The following is an 18,544-nucleotide window of genomic DNA, read 5'->3' as shown; positions in this document are numbered from 1 at the left end:
AGGTCACGAACTTGCCGTTCTTGCGCTCGGCTTCCGGGCCGACGCGCTTCGGCACGCCGGGAATGGCCATCGAGCCGCCGTGCGGCGCGGTGATGAGGATCGGCAGATCGCCCCGTTGGACGTGAATGAATTCATTCGTCTGCGCGGCACTGCACTGGAATGCGGCAAGCGTGAGCGCGAGCGTAAATAGAGTCCGCGGTGATCTCATCGCTTCAATCGGACGGAGTGTGCTTACTTTGCGGCAAGCCGGCGCGTTATGAACTGGCGCACTTGCGGCACCTGGCACTTGGCGAGCAGCAGCGCGGCCTTGGCCGGGTCGGCGGCGACGGCGGGCTCGATGCCATACCACGTCAGCAGCGGGAGGTCCTTGTCGGTGGCGTCCCCGGCGTGCGAGAGCAAGGCTTCGGCGATGGGCCAGCGGTCGGCGAGCTTGAGGCGTTGCAGCGCGGAGGCGAGGCCGAGTCGGACGAATGGAGATGGATCGTCCTTGGCCATCGCCGTAAATTTCAAGAGCAGCGACGGAGGAAGTGTCAGGGATCCCGCGCCCACAGCTAGTGCTTCTGAGTCACCCCTCACCCCAACCCTCTCCCCTCGTCCGACGAGGGGAGAGGGTGCCCGAAGGGCGGGTGAGGGGTGTGCGGATGAAAAGTGTGACGCTTCGTCCTCGGTCAGCAATCGCACGGCCCACCAGCGTTCGTGCTCGTCCTTGCTCGCGAGGAGTTTGCCGGCTTCGTCCTTCGCGATGGCCCCCGTGACCCAGCACGCCCAGAGTGCGCGGAGCCTGTCGTGGCGCGAAGCCGCGTTGTTGAGCGACTTGAGCAGCGCGGCGGACGTGGCCTTCGCCAGTTTGCCGGCAGCGGCGCGTTCTTGCAGAAGTCGCTGCGCGTGACGGCGCTGCCACTCGTTCGCGTGGGTGAGCAACTTGATGAGGTCGGCGTCGGACTGCTTCGCGAGGTCGAGGTTCCTGACCGGCTTGGGCGTGCCGTAGGTGATTTTGTAGATGCGGCCGCTGCTGCGATGCGAGCCGTCGTGGTCGTGACATTCGCCGAGGTCGCTCCAATCGGTCACGAACACGCCGCCGTCGGGCCCGTAGTATTGCGCGGTCGAGCGGAACCACGGGTCGTTTGCCATCAGGAAGTTTCCGCCGTGCTTCGCGGCATAGCCCGAGCCCTTTCGCTCGATGGTGTCGAACAGCGTGCGGTTGCCGTGGATGTTCCCGATGAACGGGCGGCCACGCCACTCGCGCGGGAAGTTGTCGCCGAGATAAATCATCAGCCCGCAATGCGAATGACCGCCGCCGAGCGAGGCGTGCTCGGCGCCGGTGCGGCTGTCCTGCCACTTCGCGCCCGACCAGTGCAGGTGATCGGAGCAGCTCTCCATCAGTTCGTAGAGGTGCGGGTTGAAGTGCTCGCCGAACATGCGCTTGTAGTAAGCGCCGGGGATCACGTGCCAGAAGTGGCCGATGACGTTGTTCGAGAAGAACGCCTGCCCGTTTTCGTCCCAGTCGAGGCCCCACGGGTTCGTTGTGCCGCGGCAGACGACCTCGAACTTCCTCGTCACCGGGTGATAGCGCCAGATGGAGCAGTTGAGCAGCACGCGCTCGCTGTCGGGCGCGCCGGGCTTGCCGACGAAGGAATTTGTCGTGATGCCGTGGCGACCGTAGAGCCAGCCGTCGGGACCCCACGCGAGGCCGTTGACGAAGTTGTGCCGCGCATTCGGCGTCCAGCCGTCCAGGTGCACGACCGGCGGGCCGTCGGGGATGTCGTCGCCGTTCGCGTCGGGGAAGAACAGCAACTCGGGCAGCGACAAGACCCACACACCGCCGAAGCCGGGCAGCACGCTTGTGATGAGGCGGCCTTTGTCGAAGAAAACCTTGCGCTCGTCGAAGCGCCCGTCCCCGTCGCGGTCATTGAGAATCAGGATGCGGTCGGGCGTTGAGTTGCTGACGCCATTGGTCTTGTTCCATTGCGGGTATGCGTAGTTCTCGGCCACCCACAGCCGCCCGCGATCGTCGAACTCAATGGCGATGGGCTGCATCACGTCCGGCTCCGCGGCGAAGAGCTGGGCGCGAAATCCCGGCGGCAGGGTGATCTTCGCGAGCGACTCCTGCGGCGACGGCGGCGCATCGCCGGGCTTCTGCGAGTTGTTCACGCCGGGTGGAAGCGAAGGGGACTGCGCGGAGGCTGCGAGTGCGAGAAGGACCGAGGCGGCAAGGGTGCGGGCGAGAGACATGGCCGCTTGTAAGCGAGCCGGGGCCGCGATGCAATTCGGGAAAGAGCCCCTGGGTTGGTCCTTGGTGCGCCGGGGCTTGGCGGCGCGAGTTGGAGGCGCGGGCAGTTTCCACTTCCCCGATTCCGGGGTGGCACTTAGTCTCGCGGCATGGAAGCGCGGGAGGCGACAACACAGTTGCTGCGAAACGTGCAGACCATCATGGAAGCTCCGCTGCCGCGCGGGTATCTCAACTACACGGGGCGGATGCTGCTGCGGTTCCTGCTCACGGCGCAGGGGCTCGGGGCGTTTGCGCTCATCACGCTGGGCGTGGCGGTGACGAAGTTCAACGTCGCCTCACACGTGATGCGCCCGATGATCCGGTCGGAGATAAGCCGTGCGGGCGTGCGCCTCCTTCCGGTGGTGCTGTTCATCGGCGCGGCCTTGGGGTTTGTGATCATCGGGCAGACCGTCGCGTTCCTTCAGCAAATCGGCGCACAGGAGTATCTCGGCAAGGTGATGGTCACGGTGGTGGTCCGCGAACTCGGACCGCTCGCGGCCGCGCTGCTGGTGCTGGCGCGTGTGGGCACGGCGACCGTGATCGAGCTTGGCAACCGGCGCGCGCATGGCGAGGTCGAGGCGCTCGAGGCGCTCGGCATCGATCCGGTGCATTACCTCGTGGTCCCGCGGATGATCGGGATGGCGGCGGGGATTTTCTCGCTCACCATGTATCTCATCATCGCGGCGGTGATCAGCGGCTACGTGTTTGCGTTCATCCAGGACGTGCCGATCCTGCCCGCGGATTACTTCCGGCAGCTCGCGGGCGCGCTGATGTGGGAGGACTTCGCGCTCCTCGCGCTCAAGACGGTCGGCTTCGGCGTGGTGATCTCCATCGTGAGCTGCTACCAGGGCCTTGCGCAACCGCTCCGGCTGGAGGAAGTCTCCTTCGCGACGACGCGCGCGGTGTTGCACAGCGTCGTGGCGTGCGTGCTGCTCGACGCGATGTTCATCCTCGTCTACCTCGTGATGTGAAATGGCCGCGACCACCCAGATCCTCAGAGAGGTGCTCGTCGAGCTCAAAGGAGTGACGGTGCGGCCGCCGCCCGTCGAGGGCGGGCGCGCCGTCGAGGGCGTGGACTGGCAACTCGCGCGCGGCGAGTGGTGGGTCGTGGGCGGTGGAACGTGGTCGGGCAAGAGCGACCTGCTTGCAACCATGGCGGGTTTGGTGCCGCCCGAGGCGGGCGCCTATTTTCTATTTGGCCGGAACGTCGAGGTTCTCGATGAGGACGAGTTGGTCCGGCAACGACTGCGCGTGGGGCTGGTGTTCGAGAATGGCGGCCGGTTGTTTCATCACCTGACGGTCTCCGAGAATGTCGCACTCGCGCTCGGATACCACCGAAACCTCGACGCGGCCGCCGCCGCGACGGCTTCCGCCGAGGTGCTCGAACTCCTCGGGCTGACTCATATGGCGGACGCACTGCCGTCACGCATCGGGCGACCATCGCGGCAACGGGCGGCGCTGGCCCGCGCGCTGGCTTTGAAGCCCGAAGTGCTGCTCCTCGACAATCCACTCGGCGGACTGGACTGGCGGCAGACGGCATGGTGGATCGAGTTGCTCGCAGTCCTCGCGGCGGGGCATCCTTTCCTCGACGGCCAACCGCTGACGATCGCCGTGGCGGTGGATGATTTCTGCCCGTGGCGGTCGGAGGGCGGGCAGTTCGCAATGATCAAGGAAGGCCGCTGGCAGGCGCTGGGAGGACGCGACACGCTCGACGCCACCCGCGAGCCGGCCTTGCGCGAATTGATGGCAGCGGGGTAGATGGAGGCACGACATGCAGGACTTGACCCCCCAACTTCGGACGCGGCTCGGCCGCGTGGAGCGCGCGGTGGGCTTCTTCGTCGGCCTCGCGACGCTGCTTCTGCTCGCGGGGTTTTCCTACTACGTGTATCACACGGCCGCGCGCAAAGGGTGGTTCGACACGAAGGTCAGCTACTACACTTACCTGCGGAGCGGCGCGGGGCTCAAGGTCGGGGACACGGTGAAGATGATGGGCTTTGAGGTCGGGGAGATCACCCGCATCGCGCCCGAGAAACCGGAGGCGGGCTGGAATGTCTACGTCGAATTCACGGTGCGCGGCGAGAACATCGGCTACGTCTGGACCGAAGGAACCGTCGCGGTCGTGGGCTCGTCGGGAGTATTCGGAAGCCGCTACATCGAGTTGACCAAGGGGACGAACGGGTTCTCGATGTTCGTGTTTCATAACGCGACCGAAGTGCCGCTGAACGTGCTTCGCAGCAAACCCGGCCAGTATGTCTACGCCACGAACTACTTCGCCGGCGAGCGGGCACTTGCCGAGGCTGCGAACAACGTGGAAACCAATTCGCTCGCCGCGCTCGAGGCGGCGGGCGTAGGCAAGGCCAGCGTGTTCGACCGCTACGCCCGGGCGGAGTCCCGCCCGAAATATGCGTGGTTCGACGCGCGATTCTTCAACGCGGGATACTACAACTACTACGTCCCCGTCACTGGCCGCGGGAAGACGGAGTCCAAGGTTTTCATTTTCGCGCGCGAGCCGGTCGTGCTCGCCGAGGCGATTGAGGACGTGACGAAGCGCGTGAAGGACGCCCTGCCGGTCATGCTCGCGTTGACGAACCAGATCGCCGGCATCCTCGACACGTCACACACGATGCTCTCCAACGTGAACACCTTCATCACCACGGCGCGGCCGCTCGTGAACCAGGCCTCCAACCTCCTCGCCGACGCCCAGCCCGCCGTGCGGAACGTCGGCCGCATCACGGGCAATCTCACCAACGCGCAGGGCTCTCTCGGCGAGTGGCTCATCACCCAGGACCTCAACCGCCAGATCGAAACCACACTCGCCACGGCGCGCGCGACCCTCGCGTCCGTCACCAACAGCCTCGGCACGCTGACGGTCACGACGACCAACACCATGACGACCATCGCCGGTTCCGCCACGAACACGATGGCGAAGGTGGACGCAACGCTCGGCGATGCGCGCGGCCTCATGAAGACTGCCGACACCAACCTTGCCGCCATCGTGCTCGAACTCAGCAAGTCCCTCGACAGCCTGGCCGGCATTACGGCGAACCTTCACCGGCAGGTGGATGCGAACACGAACATCGTGAAGTCGATTTCAGACACGATCATGCACACGGACGAACTGCTCCAGGGGCTCAAGCGCCACTGGCTGTTGCGCTCCGCGTTCAGGACGAACACGCCGCCGAAGGCGTCGTCGCCCCCGCCGAAACCCGGACTGCAACCGGGCCTGCCGCCGCGGAAGGATTAGCCTCCGTCGCGCCAAGGCGGCGGCCCGCCGAGTGAACGGACTTCGTCTTGCGTGAGTTCACGCATTTGTCCTTTCGCGAGGTCGCCCAGCATGACCGGGCCGATCGAGACGCGCACGAGGCGCAGCACACCCACGTCCAGCGCGGCCAGCATCCGGCGGATGTGCCGGTTGCGGCCTTCGTCGAGGACGATTTCGATCCAGGAGTTTCGTTGTCCGTGCCGCAGCAGCGAGGCCTGCGATGCGGCGAGTTGCCCGCCTTCGGCCAGCACGCCGGATGTGATTCGCGCCAGAAGCTTTTCACCGGCGATGCAGTCCACTTGGACGTGGTAGGTCTTCGGCACGCGCGATCGAGGGTCCGTGATGCGCGCCGCCCAATGCGTGTCGTTCGTCAGCAGGAGCAGGCCTTCGCTCGCCATGTCCAGCCGGCCGACGGCGGCAATGTGGCGGGGCAGGGGACCTTCCGCACGCCTGAGGCAGTCGAAGATCGTCCCGCGGCCTTTCTCATCACGCGCGCTGGTCACGAGGCCACGCGGCTTGTTGAGCATGAAGTAAGCGCGAGCCGGTGGTCGCGCGGGCTGGCCGTCCACCGTGATTCGGTCACGCTGCGCGTCCACTTCGCGCGCGGGGTCGAGGCACGTCGCGCCGTTCACGGTCACGCGTCCGGCGGTGATGAAAGCGACGGCTTCAGTCCGCGAGCACATGCCGAGTTTGGAGAGCGCGCGGCACAGTCCGGCGCCGCTCCGGGGGCGGGGGCGCACGCGTGATCGCGGCCGCGGTTTCATTCGGCGAAGTGTTTCGAATCTCGATGGCGCCGGGAAGTCCGGACTCAACGCCAAAGATTTCTCTCTCTCTTCGCCTGGACTCCAGCTAGATTACACCCGGCGAGGACGCTTCCCGCCGAGTCAGACCCATGACACCGAAACTGTTCCCCGAGCTCGGGCTTTCGCCAGAGCTGCTCAAGGCCATTGACAAGCTTGGCTTTGAGCAAGCCTCGCCCATTCAGGCGGAGGCCATCCCCATGCTCATGCAGGGCAAGGATGTCGTCGGCCAGTCGATGACCGGCTCCGGCAAGACCGCCGCATTCGCGATCCCGGCAATCGAGAAAACCGAGCCCCAGGTGCGGGCTGTTCAAGTGCTGATCCTTTGCCCGACGCGCGAGCTGGCGGTGCAGGTCGCCGGCGAAGTCCACAAGCTCGCGCTCTACAAGCGGGGCATTCACGCGCTGCCGATCTACGGCGGTCAGTCCTACGAGCGGCAGTATCAAGGCTTGCAGGCGGGCGCGCAGATCGTCATCGGCACGCCCGGCCGCGTGATGGACCACATGAACCGCGGGACGCTGCGACTCGACAAGGTCAAGCTCGCCGTGCTCGACGAGGCGGACGTGATGCTCGACATGGGCTTCCGCGACGACATTGAGTTCATCCTCAAGGCCGTGCCCACGGAGCGCCAGACCGTGTTCTTCTCGGCGACGATGCCGCCGCTGATTCGTGACATGATCAAGCGGTTCTCCCGCGACCCGCAGACGATTCAGATCGCGCAAAGGGCGATGACGGTTCCGACGGTCGAGCAGGTTTACTACGACGTGGACCGCCGCTTCAAGATGGAGCTGTTGATGCGGCTCATTGACCTTCACGACTACAAGCTCGGCATCATCTTCTGCAACACCAAGCGCATGGTGGACGACCTCGTCGATTACCTCGAGGCGCAGGGCTATTCCGCGGACCGGCTCCACGGCGACATGAACCAAGGCATGCGCGACCGCGTGATGAACAAGTTCCGGCGCGGCGGCGTGGAGTTTCTCGTCGCAACCGACGTCGCCGCGCGTGGCATCGACGTGGACGACGTGCAGGTGGTCTTCAACTTCGACCTGCCTTACGACCCGGAGGATTATGTGCACCGCATCGGTCGCACGGGCCGCGCCGGCCGCACCGGTCGCGCGATCTCCTTCGCGGGCGGGCGCGACGTTTTCATGATCCGCAACATCGAGCGGTTCACGCGCATGCGCATCCAGCGGGCGCGCGTGCCCTCCGAGGGCGAAGTCGTCGAGGCCCGGAACAGCGCGTTTGTGGACCGGCTCCGCGGACTGTTGCAAAGCGGCGAGTTTCAGAAACAGGACCGGCTCGTCGATCAGTTGCTCGAGGAGGGATTCAGTTCCACGGACATTTCATCGGCCTTGTTGCACCTGCTCCAGGGCGGAGAAGCGCAAGCCACGGCGCGATCGCGCGAGGGGGCGTCCACCGCGAAGTTGCGCGTCGCCGCCGGCCCGGCCGCGGCCCGGCCGACGGCGGTTGTCACGCGGAACTTTGCCCCACCCGGCGCACCGCAGCCTGCGCCTCAAACTCCGGTTGCCGCGCCCGCGCCGGCGGAACAAACCGCGCTCGCTGCAGCTTCGGGCGAAGCCGCGCCTGCCGCGCCCACGGGCGCCGCGGAGAGTGCGGCGCCGGCGGAACCTGCGCCGCCCCCTGCGGCTCACGAGCCGCCACCGCATCGGCCGCAACAATCCCGTGGCCGTCTGCAACAGCGCGAGGGGCCTTCGCGGCCGCAGCGCTCCTATGACCGGCCGGGTCCTTACCAGCAGGCGGGCGGCTTCCAAGGCCGGCGGGACGAATGGCGGCAGGATTCGCGGCCGCAGCGCCCCTATGGCGAACAGGGCGAGTTCGGCGGACCGGCGCGCCGACCTTGGGAGCGATATCGCGACCCGCGCGCTCCGTCCCGGGCTCGCGGCGAATTCGAAGGCGCGCCAGGCGGACCACCACGGCCACCCGGGGCTTCCGGTCCCAAGGTTCGGCTCAACCTGAGTGTCGGCGCGGCGGCCGGCGTGCGGCCGGGCGACGTCGTTGGAGCCATTCTCGGCGAGACGGGTCTTCACTCGCACGTGGTGGGCGCTGTCGAGATTCATCCGGACCACACGTTCGTGGATGTCGAGATGGATCACGCTCGCGCGATACTTTCCCGCCTCAATCGCACGCGGATTCGAGGTCGCGCCGTTCGCGCCAAGGCGCTCTGAAGAGCCGCAGGGTTGCAATCCAGTCAGCGATCAGGAGACGGCTGTGTCTTCGGACTGTGGCGGGAAGCGAGGCGGCATGCAGCTTCGCGTGCGGATGTGCCCAAGGATAGCGCTGTCGCCGCTGCGCTATGGCACCCCGCCCCGGGTGTCGAACTGCGTGTTTGGTCGGCGGGCTGACACGGCGTCGGATCACCTTGTGCGGACTGTTCCGGCATGCGTGCGGCGCCGCGATTGCCCCGGCTTGCGCTCATGGACGACCCCTCCGCACCTCATCCATGCCACGCTTCGTGTGGCCGCGCGCGGCCGCGTGTTGCTCCATGCCGGGAATGCGCGCCTTGCGCTACCTGCTTTGGGCGGGGTGATCGCGTGCGGGGCTACTTCAACCGGTAAACGATCCGCGCCTTGTCGAGATCGTAGGGGGACATCTCCAACTGCACCCGGTCGCCGATGGTCAGCCGGATGAATCGCTTGCGCATTTTGCCCGAAATGTGCGCGAGAACCTGGTGCTTGTTCTCCAGTTCGACACGGAACATCGTGCCCGCAAGGACGGCGATTACTTTGCCTTCGGTCGTGATGTGGTTTTCCATCGAGCCGGAACTGGATCGCGTTCTTTGCCGTGATACTGGCTAATCCTGTGGGGTAAGAGGCGTGAAAAAGGGTGTGGGGCGCCTCTCGACGCCCCACACCCGTGAAAGCTGCGAGGACTAGTAACGGGGCCCGCGCTCGCGCCGGGGACCACCGCGGCCTCCGCCGCCATAGCCGCCGCCGCCGTATCCGCCGCCACCACCACCGCCGCCGTATCCGCCGCCGCCGCCACCGCCGCCGAAGCCGCCGCCACGGTCTTCCTTCGGGCGGGCTTCATTCACGGTGAGATTGCGGCCGCCGACGTTGGCGCCGTTGAGGGCCTGCGTCGCGGCCTGCGCGGCCTCGGGCGTGCCCATGGTGACGAAGGCAAAGCCGCGGGGCCTGCCGGTGACGCGGTCCATCATGAGGTTCACCTCATTGACGGGGCCGTGCTGGGAGAACAAATCCTGAAGGTCGTTCTCGGTGGTTTGATAGGAAAGATTTCCTACAAACAGTTTCGTGTTCATTGATGACTTGCTGACTTAACCGACTGCTCTTTCTGGACTGTTCCCGACCATCGGGTTTCAAATCATCACTGAACTACGTTCAACTGAAGATCCACCATGCCCTGACGAGACAACCAAGCTAACTCGCGGGCAAAGGATGCCATGTCGCGGATAAATTGCAATACCCTCGTTGGCGTCGCCTTCCCGTCAACGGCGCGCGATTTGCGCCGGAGGTTTTGTTACCGGCGCCGGCAGGATGAGTCGGTGAAGGGAACTCCTCGTCGCGCGGAATATCAGGCGCGGGCGACTCGTCAGCCATTCGTCGCCGCGGGCGAAATGGCCGCAGCTTCCTCGAAGTCGGCGCGCTCACGCTCGGCGGGCTCGGGATGAGCGACTGCTTCCGCCTGCGGCCCGCCGCACATGGAGACCTACGACATGAAGCCGGACGCGCCGGCGGAATATCGCGGCATCTTCTCCACCAAGACCAACGTCCCCGGCATGGAGGTTTGCGAGCTGCTTCCGCTCCACGCCAAGTGCGCGGACAAATACACGCTCATCCGCTCCGTGTCGCACGAGTTCGCCGACCACGGCGGCGGGCACAAGCGCTTCCTCACCGGCTACAAGCCCAAGGAACCCGCGGGCTTCGTGAACGACAACCCGATGGCCGGCTCCGTCGTCTCGAAGTTGCGCGAGCACGTGAAACGCGGCCTGCCCAACTACATCGCCGAGGTGGACGGCGGCCGGCAGGGCGTGGACACGTTCAGCTTCGGTTCCGCCTATCTCGGCAGCACCACGACACCGTTCTTCGTGGCAGGCGACCCGGGCGTCGAGGGCTTCAAGGTCGAGAATCTCGGCATCGCGCCGGGAATGGCCGACCCGCTTGATGACCGCGCGAGATTGCTCGGCGGCGGAATGCGCACGGGCCAAGTGGTCGGCGCGACGAACTCGCGCGGCGAGTATCCGACCGAGCGCCCGCTCAAGCCGGAAGATTGGTGGGCCACGGTCTATCGCCATCTCGGCATTGACTGGACCGGGAGCTTCCTCGACCACTCCGGCCGGCCGATGCCGATTCTGCCGGGCGGCGAACCGATTGCGGAGATCCTCCCCGGGATGCCGGCCTGAGCAACGCCGGATGCGCTCGCGTTACAGCTCAGGCGGCCCGGTCATCTTCTCGCCGTCCATCGCGTAGATGCCGACCAGGTAGCCGTTCTCACGCATCTCGCCGACTTGCAGCTTTCCCATGAGGACAACCGGCACGTCCATGATGGGCTTCACGCCCTTGCCCGACATTTTCACGCTGACCCACTCGTTGATCTTGGGCGTGGCGCCGTAGCAGCAGGCGGACTGGTCGCGCATGATGAGCAGTTCCGTGATGAGCCCGCCCTCGACTTTGAGCGGGAGCATGAAGCCTTTGAGCGCGACCTTCTTCCCGTTGAGCGCGCGCACGGAGTCGGGAATCTGGTCCTTGGCCGCGGGCGCTTCGCCGACATTGGCCGCGGCGCGGGTGGCGGGCGATTCATCCGGGATGTCGTAGTTGTAGGACGCGAGCTTGTCGAAGCCGACGATGCGGAATTCGCCCATCATTTCCACGGGCTCCGCCCCGGACGCGGCGGCGGTCGCCGCGGCGACCAGATCGAGCTTGGCGGGAGCGGTGTTGCTGCCCGACACCGTTGCGGCGGGCGCCGCCTCAAGCTTCTGGATGGGTTCACCCCGCGTGACGGGGGCAGGAATGGTCTCGCTCTTCTGCACGCCGAGTCCGCAACCGGACATCAGCGCCGCGACGGCGATTGCGCCTGCGGCGGACACCGGCCCGTGAGTCGGGTTGAACAATGCCTTCATGGGTGCCTTTTCATTGCGCCCCGACTCGGCGTCGGGGGTAATTGCCCTCGGGAAAACGGAACGGGACAGCGTCGTAAGTCTTACCGCGGATCGTCAGGCGTTTCAACTCCGCGTCGAACTTCTTCGCGGCCTTCAGCCACGGCGCCGCCGCCTCGAACTGCGCGGTGTTGCCCACAGTCTCACCCGTCGCATCGTTCGCCACGGCCTTGAAGTGGAGTGACTCCGCCTTGCCGGCGAACCTGGCCGCCACCTCAAACGCCTCCGCCTCCAGCCGGACGAAGCCCGCCATGTGCGGCGCGAGCACGTAGCAGCGCAGCTTGTCCGCCGCCGCATCGTGCACGAATTCCAGAAACGCCTCCTCGTCGCCAAGCTCGAGCACGGTCCCGCCATGCGGAGGTTCGTGATAATGACCGTTCGGGCCGGTCGGCGCGGCGGTGCGGTTGCACGCTGCGAATGAGAGGGTCGCCGCTGCGGCGCAGGTGAGAACAAGGATTTGGCGTCGGGTCATGGTGCGGGGTTCGACGGAGGATGGGTGTTGGATGCTCAATCTTGGCGCGGGAAAGTGCCATCCCCCGACTCCGAGTCGGGGTCACGACACGGGCACGAGGTTGTCCGCCACATTCGTTCGATAAGCCTTCGCCGCGGGGACGATTCCGGCGAGCGCGCTCAACCCGATCATCGCCAGCGGTGCGACCACTTGCACCGGATGCCAGGCGAGCGGTTCAAGCACGACGCCGGTCTGTGCGCGAATCACCGATGCGACGCCAAGCGCGATGACGGCATACACGGCGAAGCCCGCGGCCATGCCGAGCACCGCGATGCCCGCGGCTTCGAGGACCACCGTGCAGAAAATCGTGCGGGCGCGGGCGCCGAGCGCGCGCAGGATGGCAATGTCGCGCCGGCGTTCGTTCATCGAGTTGTAGATGCTCGCGAGCACCGAACCCGTGGCTACGAGCGCGACGAGCATGGCGACCAGCTCCAACACGCGGTCGAACCACGCGATCCGGTCGAACAGCTGCGCCATCACCGCGGCGACGGGCCACGCGAAGGTGAGGCGGTTGCCCTGCTTATTGTAAAGCAGGTCGAGCTGGCGTCCCGCGGGGGCGGCCCGGAGTTTCACCAGCACCGCGCTCACGTCGCTGGCGGTGCGGGCGTCGTGCCCCTTCATGTTCTGGATGCCCTCGAGCGGAATCCAGATCACGCGGTCCGCGGGCGTGTTCGATGGCTCGAGGATGCCGGTGACCACGTATGTTTCGGCGTGCTGCTGCTTCTCGTCGAAGATGAGCCCGTGGTAGGGGTGGAACGTGTCGCCCACCTTCATCCCAAGCCGCTGCGCGACGAAACTTCCCACGACCGCCTCGGCGTGCCCGGCGAGGAAGGGTCCGCCGGCCGCGACGCGATACTTTCGACCGGGCGCGTATTCGACGTCGGTGAACAGGTTCGTGAGCGTGCCGACGAGCCGGAAGCCGTGGTAGTTGTCGCCGACGGTGATGGGCAACGCGAGGGCGACGGCGCCGTTGGACTTGATCTGCGTGTAATCGCTCCACGCCATCGTGCCGGGCGATTGGTCGAGGTGGAAGATGGAGTTGAGGACGAGCTGAAGCTGCGCGCTGCGAGGGCCGAGCACGCCGTCGAAGCCCGACTGCATCTGAGTGAACGCCGCCTGCGAGCGGACCTTCACCGTCCACACCGCCATGAGCAGCCCGCCGGCGAGCGCGATCGACGCCGCGGTGATGCAGGTCGAAAGCGCGTGCTGGCGCAGCGAGCGGAGGACGATGTGAACGAGTGTCATTGGGTTGCGACCGCGGCCCGGTTCAGCTTCGCGAGTTCCTGCACTTTGTCGAAGGCCGAAAGCACCTCGTGGTCGTGGCTCACGAGCAGGAGCGCGGCGCCGCTCTCGTGGCACATGTCGCGGATGAGCCGCAGCGCCTCGCGCGCGTTGGCGTGGTCGAGATTGCCGGTGGGTTCGTCGGCGAGGACGAGCTTGGGGCGGTTGGCCAGCGCGCGCGCGACCGCGACCCGCTGTTGCTGCCCGGTGGAGAGCTGCCGCGGCAGGTGCCGGAGTTTTTCCGCGAGTCCCGCGCGGCGCAGCAGCATTTCGGCGAACGGCCGTTCGGCGCCGGGGCCGAAGGACATTCCGAGCAGCACGTTTTCGATCGCCGAGTAGCCCTGCAGCAGGTTGAAGGTCTGGAAAATGTAGCCGATGGACGTCGCGCGGAGGCGGTCGCGCTCGCGCTCGGCCAACGGGCCGAGGTCGGTGCCGTTGAGCCGGATGCTTCCCGCGTCGGGCGTCAGGATGCCGGCGATCAGGTTGAGGAAAGTGGTCTTTCCCGAACCGCTCTCGCCGCTGAGCGCCAGTTGCTCGCGTTCGCCGAGCGTGAAGTCCCCGATGTCGACCACGCAGTGCGTCCCGCCGTCCGGCGTCGCGAACGATTTCTTCAGCCCGTTGATCTCCAGCAATGGCACGCGCCGATGGAAGCAGAGCCTCGAGGACGTGTCACGCGGAGACTGGTGGCGATGCGTGGCGCGACGCGAAGTGGAGGTTGGCCGGGCCGTGTGGCGGGACTCGTTCGTGCCGCCGGACGATGAATCTCGAACCGCCACGCGCCGCGCGGATCATTCCTCGCCGTTCGATTCGGCGCGCCGGTCCCATTTGCGGACCGGGCGCTCGGGCGGCGTCGTGTCCACTTTCGCGTAGTAGGTGTCCTCGCCGAGCAGGTCGTCGAAAGCCATCTGCAGCTCGCGCGAGGGCATGACACTGAAGCGGTCATTGGCCTCGATGAAAACGATCTCGCCGCCCGCGCGCTTGAGACAGAGAAAGAGCGGGCACACGCCCCGGTGAGCCTCGGCGATGGCGCGGATTGTCTCCATCAAGGCGGTGGTGAGGTGGGCCGTGTGGAGGCGCAGATGGACCTGCTTGGTGAATCGTCTCGGCGCGTCTGCCAGGGGCAACACCTCGGTGGGATACAGTGTGAGTTCCTTGTCGCCCTTGTTGACCTCCCCGAGGACAAGCACCGGCTTGTTTGGCACGAAGAGCTGCTGGAACTTCTCGTAGCCTTCGTTGATGAGAAAGACGGGCGTGGAGCCGTCGAGGTCCTCGATGGCGGCCTTGAGATACGGCTTGTTGCTCTTGCGAGAGATGGCTCGTTGCACGCCGGTGACGAGCCCGCCGATGCGCGTCATCGCGCGGTGGTCGAGCTGGACGATGGTCAGGGAGGTGTGGAGCGCCACTTTTTTGAGGACCGGCGCCCACGGAGTGAGCGGGTGGCCGGTGACGTAGAAACCGAGCAACTCCTTCTCCGCGGCGAGCAGTTCGTGCTGCGGCCACTCCGGGAGCTTCGTCATGTTTTGCGGCATCGCGGGCTCCCGGTCCTGCATCATGCCAAACAGCGAGCTCTGGCCGCGGGCGCGGTCGGAGGCGAGGCTCGCGGCGCGGGCGAGCGTGCGGTCCACCTGCACGAACAGCGTCGCGCGCGTCTCGCCGAAGGCGTCGCACGCGCCGGACTTGATGAGCGCCTCGAGGACTTTGCGATTGACCGTCCGGTTGTCCACGCGCTCGCAGAGGTTGGCGAGCGAGGTGAACAGTCCCCCGTCATCCCTCGCCTTGAGGATGGACTGCACGGCGACTTCCCCGATGCCCTTGATGGCGGCGAGGCCGAATCGGATGCTGCGTCCGCCCGTCGCCGGCGCGAAGGTGACGACGCTCTCGTTGACGTCGGGCGGCAGCACGTCCACGCCCATCGCGCGTGACTCGGCGATGAACTCGCCAAGCTTCTTGGTGTCGCCCATGTCGTTGGTCATCATCGCGCAGAGATACTCGACGGAATGATGGGCCTTTAAGAACGCGGTCTGGTAGGCAACGATCGCGTAGGCGGCGGCGTGGGATTTGTTGAACCCGTAGCCGGCGAACTTTACGAGGACGTCGAAGATTTGGTTGGCCTTCGGGACCGGAAGGTTGAGCGCCTTCTGGCATCCTTTCACGAACGGTGCGCGCTGTTCTTCGGCAGCGGCCTTGTCCTTCTTGCCGATGGCGCGCCGGAAGGAGTCCGCGGCGCCGAGCGTGTATCCGGCGAGCAACTGCGTGGCCTGCATCACCTGCTCCTGGTAGACGAGGATGCCGTAGGTTTCGCGCGCGATGGGTTCGAGGAGCGGATGCTCATACTCGATCGGCACCTCGCCATTGCGGCGCTTGATGAAATCGGGGATCAGATCCATCGGCCCGGGCCGGTAGAGCGCGATGAGCGCGGTGATGTGCTCGATCGAGCTGATCTGAAATTTCCGGCACAGGTCACGCATGCCGCCGGATTCCAGTTGGAACACGCCGAGCGTGTTCGCCTTGTTCAGCAGGTCGTAGGTCGCCGGGTCGTCGAGCGGCAATTCGTCCACATCCACTTCGATGCCCGTGGTCTGCCGGACCATTTTGCAGCAGTTGCGAATGACCGTGAGCGTCTTGAGGCCGAGCAAATCCATCTTCAGCAGGCCAAGGTGACCGACCGGGCCCATCGCATATTGCGTGACGATTGTGCCATCGTCTTCCTGCTTCAGCGGGAGGAGGTTTACGAGCGGTTCGCCGCCGATGACGACGCCCGCGGCGTGGACGCTTGCGTTGCGGGCAACATCCTCGAGCACGAAGCCGATGTCCACGAGCTCGCGCGTGCGTTCCTCGGTGGCGTAGGCGGCTTTGAATTCGGGCGACTGCTCGAGCGCCTTCTTCAAGTCTATCTTCGCATCCGTGATCATCTTGGCGAGACGGTCGCACTCGCCGTAGCTCAGGCCCATCACACGGCCCACGTCGCGCAGCACGGACTTCGCGCCGAGGGTGCCGAAGGTGATGATCTGCGCCACGCAGTCGCGCCCGTATTTCTCGCGCACGTAGGCGATCACGTCTGCGCGGCGGTCGTCGGCGAAGTCGATGTCAATGTCCGGCGGGTTGACGCGCTCGGGATTCAGGAAGCGCTCGAACAGCAGCCCGTAGCGGATGGGGTCCACGTTGGCGATGCCGAGCAGATACGTGACCAGCGAGCCGGCGGCCGAACCGCGCGCCACGCAGTCCACGCCCATTTCGCGTCCCTTCGCGACGAAGTCGGCGACGATGAGGAAGTAGGAGACGAAGCCCATCTTCTCGATCACGCCGAGTTCGAGCTTCACGCGGTCGAGCACTTCCTTCACGGCAGCCGCGACGAGGGGGTCGCCGAGGTTGTTGAAGATCTGCCCGCGTTGTTCCGCGCGGAACCGCGGCAGCCTCGTGGCTTCCACGATCGACTCGGGAATGAACTCCGCGCCCTCGGCGCGGACGTGCAGCGTGTAGCGGCGCCGCAATCCGTCCGCAACCAGCTTGCGAAGATAGCCGTCGCGTGTGAAGTGCTCGGGGGGGTGGAAGACCGGGTAGTGCAGCTTCTTGCCGTCCAGGGAGAGCTCGAGATTGCACCTGGCCGCGACCTCGAGTGTGTTGCGCACGGCCTCGGGTGTCTCGATGAACAGCGCCTGCATTTCCTCGGCCGAACGCAGGTAGAACTGGTCGGGCACGTATCGCGGCTTCGGGTCGGTGACGTTGATCTGCCGGCCGATGCACACGAGACAGTCGTGGGCCTTGGAGTGCGCCCGCTCGACGTAATGCACGTCGTTTGTGGCGACGAGTTTGAGGCCGAACTCGCGCGCCCACGGGATGAGCGTGCGATTGACGCGGTCCTGGTCGGCGATCTGGTTGTTCTGCAATTCGAGGTAGAAATTCTCCGCGCCGAGGGTCTGTTTGAACCAGTCAATCGTGTCTCGCGCCCTCGCGGCCTGGCCGCCGATGATGAGCGTGGGAATCTCGCTCGCGAGGCAGCCGGAGAGCGCGATCAAGCCGTCGCGGTGTTTCGCGAGCAGCTCCTTGTCGATGCGCGGCTTGTAGTAGAAGCCGTCCATGTGCGCCGCGGTGACGAGACGGACGAGGTTCTTGTAGCCGGTCTCGTCCTTCGCCAGCAGCACGAGATGGTGATAAACGTCGCGGCCGCCGCTGGGGACTCTCTTCTCAAGCCGGCTGCCGGGCGCGACGTAAACCTCGCACCCGATGATCGGCACGATGCCCTTCTCCATCGCGGCCTTGTAGAAATCAATCGCGCCGTAAAGCACGCCGTGGTCCGTGATGGCGAGGTGGCTGAACTTGAGCGCATGCGCCTTCTCGACGAGTCGGTCAAGCCGGCACGCTGCATCGAGGAGCGAATACTCCGTGTGCAGGTGCAGGTGGACGAACTCGGCACGCGCCATGGCAAGACTTTGAGCGGGGCGCGCCGGATGTCGAGTGAGGATTGCTCACAAGGACGCCGCGCATCATCGGTTGCGCCGGCCGGCGCAGAAAAAGTGATGCGAGATTCTGTAGATTGAGTTTGTCACGGTCTCGCTGCTGTGTTCAACTTCTCGCGCACATAACAATGGCAACCTGGCAACAATTCCTCTTCTGGGTCTCGGCGGGCTTCGCCCTCGGGACGGTTTACGCATCCCTGTTCGAATGGACGTTGCATCGCTACTTCATGCACCAGCCTGTAGGGCGATTTGACTACGCGTTCAAGGCCCATGCGATCGTCCACCACAACGTCTTCAAGGCCGACCACACCTACCACCTCATCCACGAGAAGGACAAATACACCATCCCGATGGCGTGGTGGAACGGGCCGCTGCTCATCGCGCTCACGCAATTGCCCTTCGCCATCGCGGGCGCGTGCATGGGGAGCTTCGCCATCCTCTACGGGTCGCTCGTCGCCTGCACGGTCTACTACGCCGCTTACGAATACATGCACTGGTGCATGCACCTCCCGAAGAAGCGCAACATCGAGCGCTCGGGGATTTTCTTCCGGCTCAACGGCCATCACCTCCTGCATCACCGCTACATGCACAAGAACTTCAACGTGGTGCTGCCCATCGCCGACCTTTGCCTCGGCACGCTCCTGCTGCGCTCGAAAGTCAGTTTCGCCCAGCCGCGCGGGCCTTCCGTGCCCGACGTGCAGCCCAGGATCAAGCCGGACGGTGCCACCCCTGTGACTTGGGCGGCCTAGTCCAGCCAGGGCAGGACGGTCACCCACGCCGCCGCAGTTCATCGAATCGCCCGCTTGCCTTTCCGATTCATTGGGCAACAC

15 protein-coding genes and 2 pseudogenes are annotated in these 18,544 nt (G+C 65.6%); 7 read left to right on the top strand and 10 right to left on the bottom strand.

The window, feature by feature from the left end:
• Together FJ386_08105 and FJ386_08100 are read right to left on the bottom strand one after the other, a co-directional pair.
• The coding region (locus FJ386_08105; GenBank protein ID MBM3876664.1) for a hypothetical protein at positions 1-208 on the bottom strand (208 nt) is incomplete at its 3' end.
• A gap of 23 nt (positions 209-231) precedes the next feature.
• Complete coding sequence (locus FJ386_08100) at positions 232-2,232, bottom strand: hypothetical protein (GenBank protein MBM3876663.1); 2,001 nt, start codon at positions 2,230-2,232, stop codon at positions 232-234.
• Between the two features lie 147 nt (positions 2,233-2,379).
• On the opposite strand from FJ386_08100, the gene FJ386_08095 reads away from it, so the two are divergent.
• The 3 genes from FJ386_08095 to FJ386_08085 are packed head-to-tail and all read left to right on the top strand — an operon-like array spanning position 2,380 to position 5,513.
• Positions 2,380-3,240, top strand: a complete 861-nt coding sequence (locus FJ386_08095; GenBank protein ID MBM3876662.1) for an ABC transporter permease — start codon at positions 2,380-2,382, stop codon at positions 3,238-3,240.
• 1 nt (position 3,241) lies between these two features.
• Positions 3,242-4,027, top strand: coding sequence for an ATP-binding cassette domain-containing protein (locus tag FJ386_08090; GenBank protein MBM3876661.1), 786 nt, complete (start codon positions 3,242-3,244; stop codon positions 4,025-4,027).
• 13 nt (positions 4,028-4,040) lie between these two features.
• Positions 4,041-5,513, top strand: coding sequence for an MCE family protein (locus FJ386_08085; protein MBM3876660.1), 1,473 nt, complete (start codon positions 4,041-4,043; stop codon positions 5,511-5,513).
• Here FJ386_08085 and FJ386_08080 read toward each other — a convergent pair.
• Positions 5,510-6,295 (bottom strand): rRNA pseudouridine synthase, encoded by a 786-nt coding sequence (locus FJ386_08080; GenBank protein ID MBM3876659.1) that lies wholly within the window; start codon positions 6,293-6,295, stop codon positions 5,510-5,512. The genes FJ386_08085 and FJ386_08080 overlap by 4 nt on opposite strands.
• A gap of 128 nt (positions 6,296-6,423) precedes the next feature.
• On the opposite strand from FJ386_08080, the gene FJ386_08075 reads away from it, so the two are divergent.
• Positions 6,424-8,520, top strand: a complete 2,097-nt coding sequence (locus tag FJ386_08075) for a DEAD/DEAH box helicase (GenBank protein MBM3876658.1) — start codon at positions 6,424-6,426, stop codon at positions 8,518-8,520.
• A gap of 374 nt (positions 8,521-8,894) precedes the next feature.
• Here the strand turns inward: FJ386_08075 and infA are convergent, their stop codons facing one another.
• Entirely contained in the window at positions 8,895-9,107 is a 213-nt protein-coding gene (infA, locus tag FJ386_08070; GenBank protein ID MBM3876657.1) for a translation initiation factor IF-1, read from the bottom strand.
• A gap of 157 nt (positions 9,108-9,264) precedes the next feature.
• On the opposite strand from infA, the pseudogene FJ386_08065 reads away from it, so the two are divergent.
• Positions 9,265-9,357 (top strand): annotated as a pseudogene (locus FJ386_08065) (DUF2497 domain-containing protein).
• A 32-nt stretch (positions 9,358-9,389) separates the two neighbouring features.
• Here FJ386_08065 and FJ386_08060 read toward each other — a convergent pair.
• Positions 9,390-9,611 (bottom strand): annotated as a pseudogene (locus FJ386_08060) (RNA-binding protein).
• Positions 9,612-10,010: 399 nt separating this feature from the next.
• Between FJ386_08060 and FJ386_08055 the strand changes: the two are divergent.
• Positions 10,011-10,712: a DUF1501 domain-containing protein gene (locus FJ386_08055; GenBank protein MBM3876656.1), complete on the top strand. Its 702-nt coding sequence runs from the start codon at positions 10,011-10,013 to the stop codon at positions 10,710-10,712.
• 21 nt (positions 10,713-10,733) lie between these two features.
• Here the strand turns inward: FJ386_08055 and FJ386_08050 are convergent, their stop codons facing one another.
• From FJ386_08050 to FJ386_08030, 5 genes are all read right to left on the bottom strand, one after another.
• A complete protein-coding gene (locus FJ386_08050) occupies positions 10,734-11,429 on the bottom strand; it encodes a DUF3299 domain-containing protein (GenBank protein ID MBM3876655.1) in 696 nt (231 codons plus the stop codon).
• A gap of 10 nt (positions 11,430-11,439) precedes the next feature.
• Entirely contained in the window at positions 11,440-11,937 is a 498-nt protein-coding gene (locus FJ386_08045; GenBank protein ID MBM3876654.1) for a hypothetical protein, read from the bottom strand.
• A gap of 81 nt (positions 11,938-12,018) precedes the next feature.
• Positions 12,019-13,221 (bottom strand): FtsX-like permease family protein, encoded by a 1,203-nt coding sequence (locus FJ386_08040; GenBank protein MBM3876653.1) that lies wholly within the window; start codon positions 13,219-13,221, stop codon positions 12,019-12,021.
• Entirely contained in the window at positions 13,218-13,895 is a 678-nt protein-coding gene (locus FJ386_08035) for an ABC transporter ATP-binding protein (protein ID MBM3876652.1), read from the bottom strand. Before FJ386_08035 ends, FJ386_08040 begins: the two co-directional genes overlap by 4 nt.
• A gap of 150 nt (positions 13,896-14,045) precedes the next feature.
• Complete coding sequence (locus FJ386_08030; GenBank protein ID MBM3876651.1) at positions 14,046-17,678, bottom strand: DNA polymerase III subunit alpha; 3,633 nt, start codon at positions 17,676-17,678, stop codon at positions 14,046-14,048.
• A 164-nt stretch (positions 17,679-17,842) separates the two neighbouring features.
• Here FJ386_08030 and FJ386_08025 point away from each other — a divergent pair, with 164 nt between their 5' ends.
• The gene (locus FJ386_08025; protein MBM3876650.1) at positions 17,843-18,463 is read left to right on the top strand and encodes a sterol desaturase family protein; all 621 of its coding nucleotides are present in this window, start codon (positions 17,843-17,845) and stop codon (positions 18,461-18,463) included.
• Positions 18,464-18,544: the final 81 nt, after the last annotated feature.

This window comes from Verrucomicrobiota bacterium (genome assembly GCA_016871675.1).
Lineage (GTDB): Bacteria > Verrucomicrobiota > Verrucomicrobiia > Limisphaerales > VHCN01 > VHCN01.
The sequence above is the reverse complement of the archived record's forward strand: the minus strand, read 5'-3'. Positions and strand labels throughout refer to the sequence as shown.